At 60.9% G+C, this 17,994-nt stretch carries 16 protein-coding genes; 13 read left to right on the top strand and 3 right to left on the bottom strand.

Annotated features, from left to right (window positions below; genetic code table 11):
* Positions 1-58 precede the first annotated feature (58 nt).
* Entirely contained in the window at positions 59-745 is a 687-nt protein-coding gene (locus M2D63_RS14505; RefSeq protein ID WP_285863624.1) for a hydrolase, read from the bottom strand.
* 259 nt (positions 746-1,004) lie between these two features.
* Between M2D63_RS14505 and M2D63_RS14500 the strand changes: the two genes are divergently transcribed.
* Complete coding sequence (locus M2D63_RS14500) at positions 1,005-1,466, top strand: RidA family protein (protein ID WP_285863623.1); 462 nt, start codon at positions 1,005-1,007, stop codon at positions 1,464-1,466.
* A 20-nt stretch (positions 1,467-1,486) separates the two neighbouring features.
* Here M2D63_RS14500 and M2D63_RS14495 read toward each other — a convergent pair whose 3' ends face one another.
* Positions 1,487-2,455, bottom strand: a complete 969-nt coding sequence (locus M2D63_RS14495; protein WP_285863622.1) for a LysR family transcriptional regulator — start codon at positions 2,453-2,455, stop codon at positions 1,487-1,489.
* Between the two features lie 256 nt (positions 2,456-2,711).
* Positions 2,712-3,713, bottom strand: a complete 1,002-nt coding sequence (locus M2D63_RS14490) for a LysR substrate-binding domain-containing protein (protein ID WP_285863621.1) — start codon at positions 3,711-3,713, stop codon at positions 2,712-2,714.
* A gap of 444 nt (positions 3,714-4,157) precedes the next feature.
* Here M2D63_RS14490 and katG point away from each other — a divergent pair, with 444 nt between their 5' ends.
* The 12 genes from katG to catA all read left to right on the top strand — a co-directional run bounded on the left by katG (position 4,158) and on the right by catA (position 17,898).
* Positions 4,158-6,392 (top strand): catalase/peroxidase HPI, encoded by a 2,235-nt coding sequence (gene katG, locus M2D63_RS14485; RefSeq protein WP_285863620.1) that lies wholly within the window; start codon positions 4,158-4,160, stop codon positions 6,390-6,392.
* Positions 6,393-6,746: 354 nt separating this feature from the next.
* A complete protein-coding gene (locus M2D63_RS14480) occupies positions 6,747-7,703 on the top strand; it encodes an AraC family transcriptional regulator (protein ID WP_285863619.1) in 957 nt (318 codons plus the stop codon).
* Between the two features lie 148 nt (positions 7,704-7,851).
* On the top strand, positions 7,852-9,183 hold the full coding sequence (locus M2D63_RS14475) for an aromatic acid/H+ symport family MFS transporter (RefSeq protein WP_285863618.1): 1,332 nt from the start codon (positions 7,852-7,854) through the stop codon (positions 9,181-9,183).
* Positions 9,184-9,292: 109 nt separating this feature from the next.
* Positions 9,293-10,546 carry an OprD family porin gene (locus M2D63_RS14470; protein WP_285863617.1) on the top strand — a complete coding sequence of 418 codons (1,254 nt, stop codon included), beginning with the start codon at positions 9,293-9,295 and terminating at the stop codon, positions 10,544-10,546.
* Between the two features lie 171 nt (positions 10,547-10,717).
* Positions 10,718-11,674 carry an AraC family transcriptional regulator gene (locus tag M2D63_RS14465; RefSeq protein ID WP_285863616.1) on the top strand — a complete coding sequence of 319 codons (957 nt, stop codon included), beginning with the start codon at positions 10,718-10,720 and terminating at the stop codon, positions 11,672-11,674.
* Positions 11,675-11,780: 106 nt separating this feature from the next.
* Positions 11,781-13,139, top strand: a complete 1,359-nt coding sequence (benA, locus tag M2D63_RS14460) for a benzoate 1,2-dioxygenase large subunit (protein ID WP_285863615.1) — start codon at positions 11,781-11,783, stop codon at positions 13,137-13,139.
* Positions 13,136-13,624 carry a benzoate 1,2-dioxygenase small subunit gene (gene benB, locus M2D63_RS14455; RefSeq protein WP_285863614.1) on the top strand — a complete coding sequence of 163 codons (489 nt, stop codon included), beginning with the start codon at positions 13,136-13,138 and terminating at the stop codon, positions 13,622-13,624. Before benA ends, benB begins: the two co-directional genes overlap by 4 nt.
* Positions 13,625-13,648: 24 nt before the next feature.
* Complete coding sequence (benC, locus tag M2D63_RS14450; protein WP_285863613.1) at positions 13,649-14,659, top strand: benzoate 1,2-dioxygenase electron transfer component BenC; 1,011 nt, start codon at positions 13,649-13,651, stop codon at positions 14,657-14,659.
* Positions 14,660-14,724: 65 nt separating this feature from the next.
* On the top strand, positions 14,725-15,486 hold the full coding sequence (locus M2D63_RS14445; protein WP_285863612.1) for a 1,6-dihydroxycyclohexa-2,4-diene-1-carboxylate dehydrogenase: 762 nt from the start codon (positions 14,725-14,727) through the stop codon (positions 15,484-15,486).
* 17 nt (positions 15,487-15,503) lie between these two features.
* On the top strand, positions 15,504-16,625 hold the full coding sequence (locus tag M2D63_RS14440; RefSeq protein ID WP_285863611.1) for a muconate cycloisomerase family protein: 1,122 nt from the start codon (positions 15,504-15,506) through the stop codon (positions 16,623-16,625).
* Between the two features lie 11 nt (positions 16,626-16,636).
* Positions 16,637-16,927 (top strand): muconolactone Delta-isomerase, encoded by a 291-nt coding sequence (catC, locus tag M2D63_RS14435; RefSeq protein WP_285863610.1) that lies wholly within the window; start codon positions 16,637-16,639, stop codon positions 16,925-16,927.
* Positions 16,928-16,965: 38 nt separating this feature from the next.
* Positions 16,966-17,898 (top strand): catechol 1,2-dioxygenase, encoded by a 933-nt coding sequence (gene catA, locus M2D63_RS14430; protein WP_285863609.1) that lies wholly within the window; start codon positions 16,966-16,968, stop codon positions 17,896-17,898.
* The last annotated feature ends 96 nt before the right edge of the window (positions 17,899-17,994 follow it).

Here is a 17,994-nt window from a genome sequence, read left to right as displayed (position 1 = left end):
CGACTGCGCACCCTTCGCAAGTCTGTAAACAGCCCCCAGGGCAGGGGCTGGCGATGGCTCAGACAGATGCAGCGACAGGCGCCAAGGTGGGGCCATGCTGAACGCGCTCAGGCGCCTTGTGCACCATGGTGTAGGCGTAGTCGACGCCCATGCCATATGCGCCAGAATGTTCCTTTACCAGTTCCATTACGGCGTCGTAGGTGTCGCGGTTCTTCCAGTCCCGTTGCCATTCCAGCAGCACCTGCTGCCAGGTCACCGGCACCACGCCGGCCTGGATCATGCGCTGCATGGCGTAATCGTGGGCTTCCTTGGTGGTGCCGCCGGAGGCGTCTGCGACCATATAGATTTCATAGCCGGCATCGTTCATTGCCGACAGGGCGAAGGTGGCGTTGCAGACCTCGGTCCACAAGCCGGAGACGATGATCTTGTTGCGGCCATTTCGCTTGAGTGCGTCACGCACCTTCTGGTCATCCCAGGAGTTCATCGAGGTGCGCTCCAGCAGCGGGGCGTCCGGGAACACAGCGAGCAGCTCGGGGTAGGTGTGGCCTGAGAAGCTGTGTGTCTCGACCGTGGTGAAGGTGGTGGGGATATTAAAAATCTTCGCGGCCTTGGCCAGGCCAACGGTGTTGTTCTTGAGTGTTTGCCGATCAATGCTCTGAACGCCGAAGGCCATCTGTGGCTGCTGATCGATGAAGATCAGTTGGCTGTTAAGCGGGGTCAGGACTTCAGTCTTAGGATTGCTCATTGTTGTTTCCTTTCAGTTTGATGAAGTTCAATCGCACCCGTTTCGGGGCCCGCACGTTGCAGGCATCACCGTAGCCACGAGTGCTCGCCTCAGCGTCATTGCTTGAGGACGAGCAAAAGATAACGAAACAAAGCGCCTGTCGGTGGCGCACTTTTGCGCCTCTACCGGCTCATTTTTGCGCCATGGAATACGCAGCCACGCTGCTAGCATTCGCCTTTCCATTCGGATCAAGCCGGTCCGTCATGTGCAGGAGAATGCAATGGCAGCTTCACAACCGTTCAACAAGCAGACCGCCTACTGGGGCGTTTCCTGGGAGGAGGCGTATGGCTATCCGCAGGCACGGCGGGTAGGGAACGAGATCTACGTATCAGGTCAATTCAACCATGATGAGGAAGGTCATCTGGTAGCCCCGGCGCCGCTGAACGCCGACGGTAAGCCCAGTGATTTCTCTTCGATGGGAGAGCAGATGCGGGTCTCTTACGACAACATTTCGAAGCTGCTCGCCTTGTATGGTGCAACTATGCAAGATGTTGTCGAGGAAACGCTTTATGTGCTGGATATGGACGCGGCATTCGCGGTGGTCGGCAAAGTGCGCAAGGCGGCCTATGGCACTGAGCGGCCTCAGTGCGCGAGCAATATCATTGGGGTGTCGAGACTTGCCCAGCGTCCGCAGCTGATTGAGATCGTGTGCAAGGCGGTGATTGGCGCCCGAGACATCTGAGCTGCACTCCCGGTTGCGATCTAGGTGGCCGGGAGTATCAATTGCCCCTCGACCAAGGGCTTTTGACTGGCCACGGCAGCGGCGCAGAAGGTCATGAATGCTTTGACCCGCCACGACTTTCGAATGTCCTGGTGAGTCAGTAGCCACAACTCATCCTGAAGCTCTGGCACCACCGGGCCGGCGCGTACCAACCCTGGGGTTATGTCGCCCAACATGCAGGGAAGGAATCCAAATCCCAGACCCGCCGCGATTGCAGTGCTTGCTGCTGCAACAGAATCGGTGCGGTACGCTATGTGCTCAGCAGCGACTCTGCTTTCGACATAGCTTGTCGCCTTCAAACCGCAGAGCGCTGAGGAGTATGACACCCATGCCTGGCCCTCTTCGAAAAGGGGCAAGGCCGTCATCTGCTTGGCGCAGCAGTAAGGTGCCCAGGCAATGTTCGCCAGTTTACGTCCCACCAGGCTTTCTGCAGGTTTTCTCGTCGCTCGAATCGCGATATCCGATTCATCCCGGGCGAGGCTAAGGGTTTCATTGCCCACCAGTACCTCGATGGTGATCCCCTCGTTCAGGGCCTTGAAGTCCGCGATGATGGGGGTGAAGAAGTACAGCAGCAGCGAGTCGCTGGTGGTAATTCTAAGTTTCCCGAGGGGGCCTTGGCCTGAACGTGAAACACGCCGCGTGACGCTGACGATATCCAGCTCCACTCGCTCGGCGAGTGCTCGCAATTCAGCACCCTCGGCGGTGAGCAGATACCCTGATTTGCGGTGATCGAACAGCGCGATGCCGAGCGTTCGCTCAACTTGAGCAACTCGGCGCGAAACGGTGGATACATTGATGCCAAGCTTCTTGGCCGTAGCCGAACGATTGCCGCAATCACTGAGCGTCTTGATGATGCGCAAGTCGTCCCACGAGAGCTGATTGACAGCCTCGCCTACGTCCCACTTCGTCCCATCAGGGGCGGCCGGAGCTTTTTCAGTTGGCGATTTCACACAGTTCGTTCCAGATTCGGAGGCGCTGATGATACGAGAAGGGGTTGGGTGAAGCAGCCATATTGTTTTGGCGATCGGTTGAAAACTATTGTGCCGACTGGCTGCTATGGGTCGATTCTGTTGAAAAAGTAGCTCCCCTGTCTGGCCTTCCAGCGATTCACCCCGGCATTTTGGGTAATCGCGACAGTTTTGCGATTTCTCTCAACGAGGCTGCAGACCGCGAAATTCTTGACCCTCCTGCGACAGTTTTAATTCTCTAAATCCAGGGGTTGGCTTGCTGCCAGGGCTTTGTACCGGCGGGGGCTGTGCGCTTGAGCGTCGTAGCTAACAGGTCGAACTCTTGCGCGCGCGGATGGGTCCGACGCCATACCAGCCCGATGCGCCGATGTTCATCACCACGCAACGGCTTCACGGTCAATCGTGCGCTGTCGGCATTGATGGCCGCCAAGGCTGGCAGCAACGTACAACCACGACCGGCGGCGACCAGATGTTGCAGGGTTTCCAGGCTGGTGGCCCGGCAGTCCGCCGAGTCACCTGCCTGAACCTCACTCATGCCGCATGCTTGCAGAGCCTGCCCACGCAGACAATGACCATCGGTGAGCAGCAACAACTTCAGCTCGCTCAATGCCTCGACCGCCACATCGGTGCCGGCGCCAAGCTTATGCCCCAACGGCAGTGCCGCCCAAAAAGGCTCATCGAACAGCACACGCTCATCATAGGCTTCAGGATCGAGCAGTCGCGGCCCACCCTGCACGGCCGCTTCGCATCGCAGACACTCCGCAGACCCCGACATCGTCTGATAGAGCGGCCGAGGGAGTGCCAGCAATGCGCTGTCGATGGACTGATCGTTGAGCCGCTCGCACAAGTCAGCGGTAAAGCTCTCCTGTATTACCAACTGCAATTTGGGATGGGCGGCTTCTACGGCCTCCAATAGATGCGGCAAGTAATAGGGCGCCAAGGTCGGGATGATGCCCAGGGTAAGAATGCCTTCCAGCGGGTCACGGCGCGCACGGGTCAGGGCAAGAATGGTGTCGGCTTCGGCAAGGATATGCCGTGCGCGCTCGACGATCTGCTCTCCACTGGGCGTGAGGGTGAATTTCTTGGCGTTGCGGTCCACCAACACCTGGCCAAGGTAGTTCTCCAGCTTGCGCAATTGAGTGGACAACGTGGATTGAGTGACATGACAGGCGTCGGCGGCACGGCCGAAGTGACGGTGCTCCGCCAGCGCGACGAGATAACGGAGTTCGCGTAAGGTCATCAACATATCCTTGGAAAAGCGCGCAGCAGAGTTGGCTTCCAGATTGGTTCGCCAAAAGCGATTTTACTTTTTGTAATAGATGGGTGGGTTTCAACTAGAGCAGCAAGGCTGCCAAACAGGGTCTACACAGTGAAATTAAAAAAAGTCATGACCTGCATTGAAATAAATTTCGCCACACTTATTACAAACGATAGTTCAGCACTCCCGTAAGGAGACGTTGAACCACTAACCCGTCCGCAGCGTCACCTTAAGCGTGTTTCTCGAATTGGCATCAGTCAGGTTATCAATCGGTCCCGTTTATAACCTCAATTGTTCGCTTTACGGTGCGCAATTAAAGTTTGTATTGAGTATGCACCCAAGTTACTTCCCTACCTGACTCGATGCCAGTTTCCAGACCAGGTTATTGATTGGCCTGATTTACACTCTTACAAGGATTAAGCCCCCATGCGCATGAAACAGCTGCCCTTGGCGATTGCCCTGATAGTTGGCTTTTCACCCATTGTTCACGCCGATAATACCGGCGCCGCCTCTTTGGCTGGCAAGCACGAACAGATGACCAACAGGGATTGGTGGCCAAATCGCCTGGATCTTTCCTTGTTGCGACAACACAATCCGGCCTCCAGCCCTGCCGACGCTGATTTCAACTATGCCAAGGCGTTCAACAGCCTTGACTTGAGTGCGGTGAAAAAGGATATCGCTGCAACCTTGACCCAGTCGCAAGACTGGTGGCCAGCGGACTATGGCAACTATGGTCCGTTCTTTATCCGTATGGCCTGGCACAGCGCCGGTACCTACCGCGCGATGGACGGCCGTGGTGGTTCCGACGGTGGTCAACAGCGTTTCGACCCGCTCAACAACTGGCCTGATAACGTCAGCCTCGATAAAGCACGGCGCTTGTTGTGGCCTGTGAAAGAAAAATACGGCGCGAGTATTTCCTGGGGCGACCTGATGGTGCTGGCGGGCACCGTGGCGATGGAATCGATGGGGATGAAAACCTACGGCTTTGCTGGCGGTCGTGAAGATGACTGGGAGCCTGATCTGGTCTATTGGGGCCCTGAAAGCACCTGGCTCGGTGATGAGCGCTACCACGGCAAGCGTGAGCTGCAAAAGCCGTTGGCTGCCGTGCAAATGGGGCTTATCTACGTGAACCCGGAAGGTCCGAATGGCAAGCCGGATCCGCTGGCTGCCGCCAAGGACATTCGCGATACGTTTGCGCGCATGGGCATGAACGACGAAGAAACGGTTGCACTGATCGCCGGTGGTCACACCTTCGGCAAGGCGCACGGTGCGCACAAGCCTGAAGGCTGCCTGGGCGCAGACCCTGCCAGCGCACCTACCGAGCAACAAGGCTTGGGCTGGAAAAGTACCTGCGGTAAAGGAAACGCGGAAGACACCATCACCAGCGGCCTGGAAGGTGCGTGGACCTCAAGTCCTGTGAATTTCACCAATCAGTACCTGGCCAACCTCTTCGGCTGGACATGGGTTCAGACCAAGAGCCCGGCAGGTGCAATCCAGTGGATTCCGTCCGATCCATCCGCTGCGGTCATGGTTCCCGACGCACACGTCAAAGACAAGCGTCATGCACCCATCATGTTCACCACTGACCTTGCGCTGCGTTTCGATCCCGCTTACGAGAAAGTTGCGCGTCGCTTCCTGGACAACCCCAAGGAATTCGAACTTGCCTTTGCCAAGGCCTGGTTCAAGCTGACTCACCGTGACCTCGGCCCACGTACCCACTACCTGGGGGCCGATGTACCCAAGGAAGACCTGATCTGGCAAGACCCGATCCCGGCGCTGGACCATAAGCTGATCGACACCAAGGACATCGAAGCGCTCAAGGCCAAGGTACTCGCTTCGGGTCTCAATACCGGCGAGTTGGTGCGTACTGCCTGGGCCTCGGCTTCTTCGTTCCGAGGTTCCGACATGCGCGGTGGCGCCAACGGTGCACGTGTGCGTCTTGCCCCGCAGAAAGACTGGAACGCCAACAACCCGGCCGAACTGAGCAAAGTGCTCGCCACGTTGGAAGCTATCCAGAAGGACTTCAACAGCAACCTCAAAGGCGGCAAGAACGTCTCGCTTGCTGACCTGATTGTGATCTCGGGTTCTGCAGCGATTGAGTCTGCCGCGAAGAAAGGGGGTTACAACGTTCAAGTCCCGGTCACCCTGGGTCGTATGGACACTACCCAGGACAAGACTGACGTCAATTCCTTTGCGGTGCTGGAACCCAAGGCTGATGGTTTCCGTAACTACTACAGCGCTGACGCTCGCCTCTCACCGACCGAAATGCTGGTCGACAAGGCCAGCTTGTTGACCCTCACTGCACCGGAAATGACAGTGCTTGTCGGTGGCATGCGAGCGCTCGGGGCGAATACCGACGGTAGTAAAAATGGCGTGCTCACTACGCGTCCTGGCACATTGTCCAACGACTTCTTCGTCAACCTGATGGACATGTCGACTGTTTGGTCGAAGTCTTCTACCGAGGGCTTGTATGAAGGTCGCGACCGCAAGACTGGCGAGGTCAAGTGGTCAGCCACGCCAGTCGACCTGGTATTCGGTTCCAACTCGGAGCTGCGTGCGGTCTCCGAGTTCTATGCCGCCAGCGATGCCAAGGAAAAGTTCGTCAAGGACTTCGCCAAAGCATGGACCAAGGTCATGAACCTCGACCGTTTCGATATCTGATCGAACGCTCAAGTCGGTGTTTGAGAGCCCCGTGTGAAGGGCCCTCTCGCTGCTAAACACCTGTGAAGCCCTCGCGAATCACTGATTTTCGGGGGCTTTTTCTCGAAGGTGGTTATGGCCCCGAGTCGTTCGAGCTGTGTCACTTTTTATGGCGAAGCAGAAGGGAGACACCACACCCAGGGTCTGCGCGAGCTCCCGGAAGTAATTCAGATGGCGCAGCTCAATGATACCTAAAAGGTATTGTTTCCGACCCAACAGATATTGGACTGCCTGCCATTGCTGACGCAAGCTCATACCCTGTGGATAACCAGACCCTGTGGATATCCTCCAGCAAGAACAAAAAGAGGGCAGCCCGTGAGCAGCCACCTGTTGAGCGAGCGCAGCTGCGTGTTTGAGCGCGCCGATCCTTATGCCGTGTCCGAATACGTCAACCAGCATGTCGGTGGTCACAGCCTGCGCCTGCCCAGGACCGGTGACCTGCAGGCCAGCATCAATCATCGCAAGTTCGCCAGCCTCGACCTGTGTCGCCTGAGCTACGGGGGCAAGGCGCGGATCACCTCGCCGGCGTTGGGCACCCTGTTTCACTTGCAGATCCTGCTCCAGGGGCATTGCCTGTCCAGTTTTCGTGGCAACGAACACCACTATGTGCCCGGTGAACTGTTGCTGATCAACCCGGACGATCCGGTCGACCTGACCTATTCGGCCGACTGCGAGAAATTCATTCTCAAGCTGCCGGTGGGGTTGCTGGAACAAGCCTGTGTGGAACAACGCTGGCAGGTGCCCGATGGCGGTATCCGCTTCACCAGCGCGCGTCATGTCACCGGTGAGCTGGAAGGCTTTATCGGCCTGCTTGGGCTGATCTGCGCCGAAGCCGAATCCGTCGACTCGTTGCCGCAGGTGCAAGAGCACTATGGGCGCATCGTCGCCAGCAAGCTGCTCAGCCTGCTCGGCAACAATGTCCAGCGCGGCGAGCCGGCGGTACAGATGCATTCGTTCGAGCAACTGGCGGAGTACATCGACAGCCATTTGCAGCAGGACATCAGCGTCACCCAGTTGATGGAGGTGGCGCGGGTCAGTGAGCGCACGCTGTATTCACTGTTCGAGCGCCATGCCGGCCAGTCGCCCAAAGGCTATGTGCGCCAGCGCAAGCTGGAGCGAATCCATGCAGCCCTGCAGGACCCGGCCAGCCCGGTGCGCAATGTCACCGAGATCGCCCTGGACTATGGCTTCCTGCACCTGGGACGCTTTGCCGAAAGCTACCGCCAGCGCTTCGGCGAGCTGCCTTCGGTCACCTTCAAGCGCTACCGCTGACCCTCTGTCCTGCGTTGCGCAAACTGGATAGCGATTCGCAGGAAACGGCTATTGGCTCTTTTGCACTGCTCCTAACCTGAGGCTGCGAACCCTGCCCGGCAGGTTCGCCCCCCAGGTTCGGATAACAACAACAAAAGAGACACGCCTCATGCGAACGATCGATATCAATAGCCTGGTCGATCAGGCGAAGTTCAATTCCTTTCACTGGCGTGTGCTGTTCTGGTGCGCGCTGATCATCATCTTCGACGGCTACGACCTGGTCATCTATGGCGTGGTACTGCCGGCGTTGATGCAAGAGTGGGGCATGACCCCGCTGCAGGCTGGCGCCCTGGGCAGCTATGCACTGTTCGGCATGATGTTCGGGGCCCTGGTGTTCGGCCCGCTGTCGGACCGGATCGGGCGCAAGAAAGCCATCATGATCTGCGTGATCCTGTTCAGCGGTTTCACCGTGCTCAACGGCTTTGCCCGCAACCCCACGGAATTCGGAATCTGTCGCTTCCTGGCGGGGCTCGGGATCGGCGGGGTGATGCCCAACGTCGTGGCACTGATGAACGAATACGCGCCCAAGCGCATGCGCAGCACCCTGGTGGCGATCATGTTCAGCGGCTACTCGGTGGGCGGCATGCTCTCGGCGGGCCTGGGCATGCTGCTGTTGCCGGCGTTCGGCTGGCAGTCGGTGTTCTATGTGGCGGTCATCCCCTTGCTGGTGCTGCCGTTGATCCTGCGTTTTTTGCCCGAGTCCCTGGGCTTTCTGGTGCGCCAGGGCCGTACCGAGCAAGCCGGCCAGTTGCTGCAGCGGGTGGAGCCCAGCTACCAGCCGCAGGCCGGCGATCGCCTGGAAGTGCTGACCGGCGTCGCCCAGGGTGGCTCGGTGCCGCAGCTGTTTCGCGAGGGCCGGGCGCTGAGCACGCTGATGCTCTGGGTGGCGTTCTTCTGCTGCCTGTTGATGGTCTACGCCCTCAACTCCTGGTTGCCGAAACTGATGAACAACGCCGGTTACGGCCTGGGTTCGAGCCTGGCGTTCCTGCTGGTGCTCAACTTCGGGGCGATCTTTGGCGCGGTAGGCGGTGGCTGGATCGGTGACCGCTTCAGGCTCGATCGGGTACTGGTGGTGTTCTTCGCCATCGCCGCGCTGTCGATCAGCCTGCTGGGTTTCAAGAGCCCGACGCCAGTGCTGTACCTGTTGATCGCCATTGCCGGGGCGACCACGATCGGTACGCAAATCCTGGCCTACGCCTGCGTGGCCCAGTACTACCCGATGGGCATTCGTTCCACCGGGCTTGGCTGGGCCTCGGGGATCGGACGTAGCGGGGCGATTGTCGGGCCGCTGTTGGGAGGAATGCTGCTGGGCATCCAATTGCCGCTGGCGCTGAACTTCATGGCCTTTGCGGTACCGGGTGCGGTGGCGGCGGTGGCGATGATGGTGTTTGCCAGCCGGGGCGCGCTGAAGGCCGGGGCCGGGGTGCAGTCGGCAGCCTGATCGCCCTCATCGCAGGCTCCGCCAGCGCCCACTGTAGGAGCTGGCGAAGCCTGCGATACAGGCGCCGCCGAATAAACGTCAAAACAACAATAACAAGAGCGCACGTACCATGAACAACCTCCGTCCAACCGGGTTGCTGTCTTTGCTCGCCCTGAGTTTCACCGCCCAGGCCGCCGAACCTGATTTCTTCAAGGACGCCACCGCCACCCTGCAGGCGCGTAACTACTACTTCAGCCGCGACTTCTCCGGCATCGTCGGCGCCAACCAGCAGTCCAAGGCCGAGGAGTGGGGCCAGGGTTTCATCCTCAACGTCAAATCCGGCTATACCCCGGGCGTGATCGGCGTCGGTGTCGATGCCATTGGCCTGCTGGGCCTGAAGCTCGACAGCAGCCCGGACCGTACCGGCACCGGCCTGTTGCCGGTACAGGATGATGGCCGTGCGGCGGATGAATACAGCCGGGCCGGCGCCACCTTGAAAGTGCGCTATTCGAAGACCGAGCTGAAGGTCGGCGAGTTGCAGACCAACCTGCCGATCCTGCAGTACAACGACTCGCGCCTGCTGCCGCCCACCTACCAGGGCGCCAGCATCAGTTCGAGCGAGATCGACGGCCTGACCCTGCAGGCCGGCCACTTGAGTTCCACCAGCCTGCGCAACGAGGCGGGCGATGAAAAACTGATCGCCATGCTCGGCCACCTGCCCCAGCGCCAGGCCGATAGCGATGCTTTCAATTTCGCCGGCGGCGACTACAGCTTCAACGCCAACCGCAGCACCTTGAGCCTCTGGTATGGCCGCCTGGAAGATATCTACCAGCAGGGCTTCGTCGGCCTCAAGCACAGCCAGCCGGTGGGTGACTGGGTGCTGGGCGCCAACCTGGGTTACTTCACGGCCAGCGAGGAGGGCGAAAGCCGTATCGGTGACATCGACAACCAGGCGTTCTACTCATTGCTCTCGGCCAAGCGCGGCGGGCATACCTTCAGCGTCGGTTATCAGGGGATCTATGGCGACGATGCCTTTCCCCGGGTGTTCCCGAACATTTCGCCACTGGGCAACGAAGTGCCGACCTATGAGTTCGCCTTTGCCGACGAGCGCTCCTGGCAGGTGCGTTACGACTACGACTTCGTCGCCATGGGCATTCCGGGGCTGACGGCGACGGTGCGCTACCTGACGGGCAACAATGTCGACACCGGGCAGGGCTTCGAGGGCAAGGAGCACGAGCGCGACCTGGACCTGGGGTATGCGGTGCAGAGCGGGGTGTTCAAGGGGCTGGGGATACGTGTGCGCAATGCCATGGCGCGCTCGAACTACCGTTCGGACATTGATGAGAACCGACTGATTCTGACCTACACCTGGACCTTGTTGTAAGGCTTGGCGGCGCTATCGCGGGGCAAGCCCGCTCCTACAGGGTTATCCACAATCCCGGTGGGAGCGGGCTTGCCCCGCGATGCGTTTGGTAACACACCGCCCATCCCCCGATTGGTCCACAAGCGCTGCGATCGCTTAGACTCCGAGGATAACTACAACGAGTGTCCTGGTATGGAGAGTCCCCTGCTCAGCGAGCGCAGCCGGGTTTTCGATCGTGCCGATCCTTATGCCGTGTCGACCTACGTCAATCAGCATGTGGGCGTGCACCACATCCGCCTGCCGCAAAACGGGCATCCCGAGGCGTGCCTCGACCACCGCAAGTTCGCCAGCCTCGATCTGTGCCGGATCAGCTACGGTGGCGAAGTGCGGGTGATGTCGGCCGCCCTGGAAAACGTCTTCCACCTGCAGATCCTGCTGCGTGGCCATTGCCTGTGGCGCCGCGGTCGCGCCGAACGCTTGCTCGGCCCTGGCGAGCTGCTGCTGATCAATCCGGACGAGCCGGTCGACCTGGCCTACTCGGCCGACTGCGAAAAGTTCATCCTCAAACTGCCCAACCGCCTGCTCGAAAGCGTCTGCGATGAACAACGCTGGCAACGCCCGGGGGAGGGCGTGCGTTTCGTCCAGAACCACTACCAGTTGCTGGCGCTGGAAGGGTTCTCAGGGTTGTTGGCGATGGTCTGCCATGAAGCCGAAGCCAGTGAACCGCTGCTGCGGGTACAGGAACACTACAGCCAGATTGTTGCCAGCAAGTTACTGACCCTGATGCCGACCAACATCAGCCGCGAGGCACCGGGTGGGCCGGCGGCATCGTTCGAGCGGATCGCCGAATTCATCGACAGCCACCTCAAGCAGGACATCGCCAGCGAACAACTGGCCCGCCAGGCCAGCATGAGCCTGCGTTCGCTCTACGCCCTGTTCGAACGCAACGCCGGCACCACGCCGAAGATGTACATCCGCCAGAAAAAACTCGAGCGCATCCGCGCCAGCCTCAGCGACCCGCAGTGCACGGTGCGCAACATCACCGAACTGGCCATGGACTACGGCTTCGTCCACCTGGGCCGCTTCTCGGAACACTACAAGTCGCTGTTCGGCGAACTGCCCTCCGATACCCTCAAGCGTCGTTCCTGACACTTTGCAGAAAACGGATAAAGGTCTGCACAAAGCGGATATTTGCCGTGCCCCTCGCTCCCTAACCTGACATGGCCTGACCACAATAACAACGGAGGCCCCGGCCATGTCCCTGGGATTCGATTACCTTAATGCCCTGCTTGAAGAAGATCAGGAGAAGGGCGTCTTTCGCTGCAAGCGCGAGATGTTCACCGACCCCCGTCTGTTCGAACTGGAAATGAAACACATCTTCGAAGGCAACTGGCTGTACCTTGCCCACGAAAGCCAGATTCCTGAAAAGAACGACTACCTCACCACCACCATGGGGCGCCAGCCGATCTTTATCGCGCGCAACAAGGATGGGGTGCTCAATGCGTTCCTCAATGCCTGCAGCCACCGCGGTGCGATGCTCTGCCGGCACAAGAGCGGTAACCGCTCGTCCTACACCTGCCCGTTCCACGGCTGGACCTTCAACAACTCCGGCAAGCTGCTCAAGGTCAAGGATCCGGTGGATGCCGGCTACCCAGCCAGCTTCAACTGCGAAGGCTCCCACGACCTGACCAAGGTCGCCCGTTTCGAGTCCTACCGTGGTTTCCTGTTCGGCAGCCTGAATCCGGACGTGGTGCCGCTGGTGGAGCACCTGGGCGAGTCGGCCAAGATCATCGACATGATCGTCGACCAGTCACCGGAAGGCCTGGAAGTGCTGCGCGGCTCTTCGTCCTACATCTACGAAGGCAACTGGAAGCTGACCGCCGAGAACGGTGCCGACGGCTACCACGTCAGCGCCGTGCACTGGAACTACGCCGCCACCCAGAACCAGCGCAAGCAGCGCGAGGCGGGCAGTGAAGTGAAAACCATGAGCGCTGGCGGCTGGGCCAAGAGCGGGGGTGGTTTCTACTCCTTCGACAAAGGGCACCTGCTGCTCTGGACCCGCTGGGCCAACCCCGAGGATCGTCCGCTGTTCGAGCGCCGTGACGAGCTGGCCGCCGACTTCGGCCAGGCCCGCGCCAACTGGATGATCGAGAACTCGCGCAACTTGTGCCTGTACCCGAACGTGTACCTGATGGACCAGTTCAGCTCGCAGATCCGCATCGCCCGGCCGATCGCCGTGGACAAGACCGAGATCACCATCTACTGCATCGCGCCCAAGGGCGAGAGCGATGAAGCACGCGCCCAGCGCATCCGTCAGTACGAAGACTTCTTCAACGTCAGTGGCATGGCCACCCCGGACGACCTGGAAGAATTCCGCTCCTGCCAGATGGGCTACCAGGGCGGGCGTGGATGGAACGACATGTCCCGTGGTGCCACGCACTGGGTCGACGGCGCCGATGCCGCCGCCCAGGAAATCGACCTGCACCCGCAAATGAGCGGCGTGCGTACCGAAGATGAAGGCCTGTTCGTGCTGCAACACAAGTACTGGCAGGAAACCATGCTCAAGGCGCTTGCCGACGAGCAGCAACTGATCCCTGTGGAGGCCGTGCAATGAGCATTTCCTTCGAGCAAGTGCGCGATTTCCTCTACGAAGAAGCGCGCTACCTGGACGACAGCCAGTGGGACAGCTGGCTGGAGTGCTACGCCGCCGACGCCACCTTCTGGATGCCGGCCTGGGACGACAACGACCAGCTTACCGAAGACCCGCAACGGGAAATCTCGCTGATCTGGTACGGCAACCGTGGCGGCCTGGAAGACCGCGTATTCCGGATCAAGACCGAACGCTCCAGTGCGACCATGCCCGACACCCGGACCTCGCACAACATCAGCAACATCGAACTGCTGGAACAGAACGATGGCGTCTGCAAGGTGCGCTTCAACTGGCACACCCTGAGCTTTCGCTACAAGACAGTGGACAGTCACTTCGGCACCAGCTTCTACACCCTGGATGTACGCGGCGAGCGGCCGCTGATCAAGGCCAAGAAGGTCGTGCTCAAGAACGACTACGTACGTCAGGTCATCGACGTTTACCACATCTGAATCCAGCTTTCTGCGAGGTGTGCCATGCACAAGATCGCCTTGAATTTCGAGGACGGGGTCACCCGTTTCATTGACGCCACCGCCGACGAGACCGTGGCCGATGCCGCCTACCGCCAGGGCATCAACATTCCACTGGACTGCCGCGACGGCGCCTGCGGTACCTGCAAGTGCTTTGCCGAGGCCGGTCGCTACGACCTGGGCCAGGAATACATCGAAGACGCCTTGAGCGAGGAAGAAGCCACCCAGGGTTACGTGCTGACCTGCCAGATGCGCGCCGAGAGCGATTGCGTGGTGCGGGTGCCGGCCTCGTCACAGGTGTGCAAGACCGAACAGTCCAGCTACCAGGCCAGCATCAGTGCCGTGCGCCAGCTGTCCGACAGCACCATCGCCCTGTCGATCAAGGGCGAGGCCCTGAGCCGCCTGGCGTTCCTGCCGGGGCAGTACGTCAACCTCGGCGTGCCCGGCAGCGAGCAGACCCGTGCCTACTCCTTCAGTTCGTTGCAGAAGGATGGCGAGGTCAGCTTCCTGATCCGCAACGTGCCAGGCGGTTTGATGAGCAGCTTCCTCACCGGCCTGGCCAAGGCCGGCGACAGCATGACCCTGGCCGGCCCGTTGGGCAGTTTCTACCTGCGCGATATCCGCCGTCCGCTGCTGTTGCTGGCCGGTGGCACGGGGCTGGCGCCGTTCACCGCGATGCTGGAAAAGATCGCCGAAGAGGGCAGTGAGCATCCGCTGCACCTGATCTACGGCGTGACCAACGACTTCGACCTGGTCGAACTGGACCGCCTGCAGGCCTTTGCCGAGCGCATCCCCAACTTCAGTTTCAGCGCCTGTGTCGCCAACCCCGAGAGCCAGCATCCGCTCAAGGGTTACGTGACCCAGCACATCGAGCCACGCCACCTCAACGAAGGCGACGTTGATGTGTACCTGTGCGGCCCACCACCGATGGTCGAGGCGGTCAGCCAGTACATCCGCGAACAGGGCATCACCCCGGCGAACTTCTACTACGAAAAATTCGCCGCCGCCGCTGCCTGAAGCCGATTTACGGGGCCGGGCGCATCGTGCGGGTACGGTCGGTCCCTTTTTTATTCGAGGTTGTCATGCACAACAGATTCGACAACAAGATCGCGCTGGTCACCGGCGCGGCGCAGGGCATCGGCCGCCGTCTGTGCGAGCGTCTGCTCGAAGAAGGCGCAACCCTGGTGGCGGTGGACCGCTCGGAGCTGGTTCACGAACTGCAAGGCGAGGGCGTGCTGACCCTGACCGCCGACCTTGAGCAACACAGCGATTGCAGCCGGGTCATGGCGGCGGCGGTGGAGCGCTTCGGCCGGCTCGATGTGCTGGTCAACAACGTCGGCGGCACCATCTGGGCCAAGCCCTTCGAACACTACGAGGCGGCACAGATCGAGGCCGAAGTGCGGCGCTCGCTGTTCCCCACCCTGTGGTGCTGCCATGCGGCGCTGCCGTACATGCTCGAGCAGGGCAGCGGGGCGATCGTCAACGTTTCTTCGATCGCCACCCGCAGCGTCAATCGCGTCCCTTACGGCGCGGCCAAGGGCGGCGTGAATGCGCTGACCGCCTGCCTGGCCTTCGAAACTGCCGGCCGCGGTGTGCGGGTCAATGCCACGGCACCCGGTGGCACCGAGGCACCGGCACGGCGGGTGCCGCGCAACAGCGCCGAGCAGAGTGCCGAGGAGAAAGTCTGGTACCAGCAGATCGTCGACCAGACCCTCGACAGCAGCCTGATGAAGCGCTACGGCAACCTCGACGAGCAGGTTGGCGCCATCCTTTTCCTGGCCTCCGACGAGGCTTCCTACATCACCGGCACGGTCCTGCCGGTCGGTGGCGGCGACCTCGGTTGAACCCCTGGAGAACCTCGATGAGTCATCCCCTGATTGAACGCATCTCGACCCTGATCGTCGACTTGCCCACCATTCGCCCGCACAAGCTGGCGATGCACACCATGCAGCAGCAGACCCTGGTGATCATCCGCCTGCACTGCTCCGACGGCATCGAAGGCCTGGGCGAGGCCACCACCATCGGTGGCCTGGCCTACGGCAACGAAAGCCCGGAAAGCATCAAGCAGAACATCGACAGCTATTTCGCACCGCTGCTGATCGGCCAGGACGCCAGCAACATCAACGCCGCCATGCAGCGCCTGGACAAGGTGATCAAAGGCAACACCTTCGCCCGCTCCGGTATCGAAAGCGCCTTGCTCGATGCCCAGGGCAAGCGCCTGGGGCTGCCGGTCAGCGAACTGCTGGGCGGGCGTGTGCGCGACAGCCTGGAAGTGGCCTGGACCCTGGCCAGTGGCGACACTGCACGCGACATCGCCGAAGCCGAACAGATGCTCGACCTGCGCCGTCACCGCATCTTCAAGCTGAAGATCGGTGCCAACGAAGTGGCCCACGACCTGCGCCATGTGATCGCGATCAAGCAGGCCCTGGGCGACCGCGCCAGCGTGCGTGTCGACGTCAACCAGTACTGGGACGAATCCCAGGCGATTCGCGCCTGCCAGGTGCTGGGCGACAACGGCATCGACCTGGTCGAGCAGCCGATCTCGCGCATCAACCGTGCCGGCCAGGTGCGCCTGAACCAGCGCAGCCCGGCGCCGATCATGGCCGACGAGTCGATCGAAAGCGTCGAGGACGCCTTCAGCCTGGCCGCCGACGGTGCCGCCAGCATCTTCGCCCTGAAGATCGCCAAGAACGGCGGCCCGCGCGCCGTGCTGCGCACTGCGCAAATCGCCGAGGCTGCCGGCATTGCCCTGTATGGCGGGACCATGCTCGAAGGCTCGATCGGCACCCTGGCCTCGGCCCATGCCTTCCTCACCCTGCGCCAGCTGACCTGGGGTACCGAGTTGTTCGGCCCGTTGCTGCTGACCGAAGAGATCGTCGTCGAGGCGCCGGTGTACCGAGATTTTGCCCTGCATGTGCCGCGCACCCCCGGCCTGGGCCTGACCCTGGACGAAGAGCGCCTGGCGTTCTTCAGCCGCAAGTAAGGAGAGACGCCATGTTGTTCCACGTGAAGATGACAGTGAAGTTGCCCCTCGACATGGACCCGGCCCTGGCCGCCCGGCTCAAGGCGGACGAGAAAGAACTGGCCCAGCGCCTGCAGCGCGAAGGCCAGTGGCGCCACCTGTGGCGCATCGCCGGGCACTACGCCAACTACAGCGTGTTCGACCTGCCCAGCGTCGAGGCCCTGCACGACACCCTGATGCAGCTGCCGCTGTTCCCCTACATGGACATCGAGATCGACGGCCTGTGCCGCCACCCGTCTTCGATCCACAGCGACGATCGCTGAACCCTGAACGCCGATAACAACAATTCGAGGTACCTGTCATGACCGTGAAGATTGCTCACACTGCCGATATCCAGAAATTCTTCGAAGAAGTCAGTGGCCTGAACAACGACCTGGGCAGCCCACGCCTGAAACTGCTGACCAACCGCATCGTCAACGATGTGGCGCGCATCATCGAAGACCTGCAAGTGACCCCCGACGAATTCTGGAAGGCGGTGGATTACCTCAACCGCCTGGGTGCCCGCCAGGAAGCCGGCCTGCTGGTCGCCGGCCTTGGCGTCGAGCACTACCTGGACCTGCAACTGGATGCCCAGGATGCCGAGGCCGGCATCACCGGTGGCACCCCACGGACCATCGAAGGCCCGCTGTATGTCGCCGGCGCGCCGATGGCCGAAGGCGAAGTGCGGATGGACGATGGCCGCGACCCGGGCACCGTGATGTTCCTCCAGGGCCGCGTGCTGGACGACAAGGGCCAGCCGGTGGCCGGTGCGGTGGTCGACCTGTGGCATGCCAACACCCAGGGTACTTACTCGTACTTCGACAGCACCCAGTCCGACTACAACCTGCGCCGCCGTATCGTCACCGATGCCGAAGGCCGCTACCGTGCCCGCAGCATCGTGCCGTCCGGCTATGGCTGCCCGGCCGATGGCCCGACCCAGGCATGGCTCGATCAGCTGGGCCGTCACGGCAACCGTCCGGCGCACATTCACTTCTTCATCTCGGCGCCGGGCTTCCGTCACCTGACCACCCAGATCAACCTGGCCGGTGACCAGTACCTGTGGGACGACTTTGCCTACGCCACCCGTGATGGCCTGATTGGCGAGCTGCGCTTCGTCGAAGACGCGAAAGCGGCCGATGCCCGTGGTATACAAGGACGCTTTGCCGAAATGGACTTCGACTTCCAGCTGCAGAGCGCACCGAAGCCTGCTTGCGAGAAGCGCAGCAAGCGGCCGCGGGCGTTGCAGGACGCTTGAGTCCGGGTTGAATCCATCGCGGGGCAAGCCCGCTCCCACTGGTGGGAGCGGGCTTGCCCCGCGATGCTTTTCAGGTACGCACTAGTGTAAATTGAT

The sequence above is a fragment of the Pseudomonas sp. BJa5 genome, assembly GCF_030272875.2.
In the GTDB taxonomy this organism is placed as follows: Bacteria; Pseudomonadota; Gammaproteobacteria; order Pseudomonadales; family Pseudomonadaceae; genus Aquipseudomonas.
The sequence above is the reverse complement of the archived record's forward strand: the minus strand, read 5'-3'. Positions and strand labels throughout refer to the sequence as shown.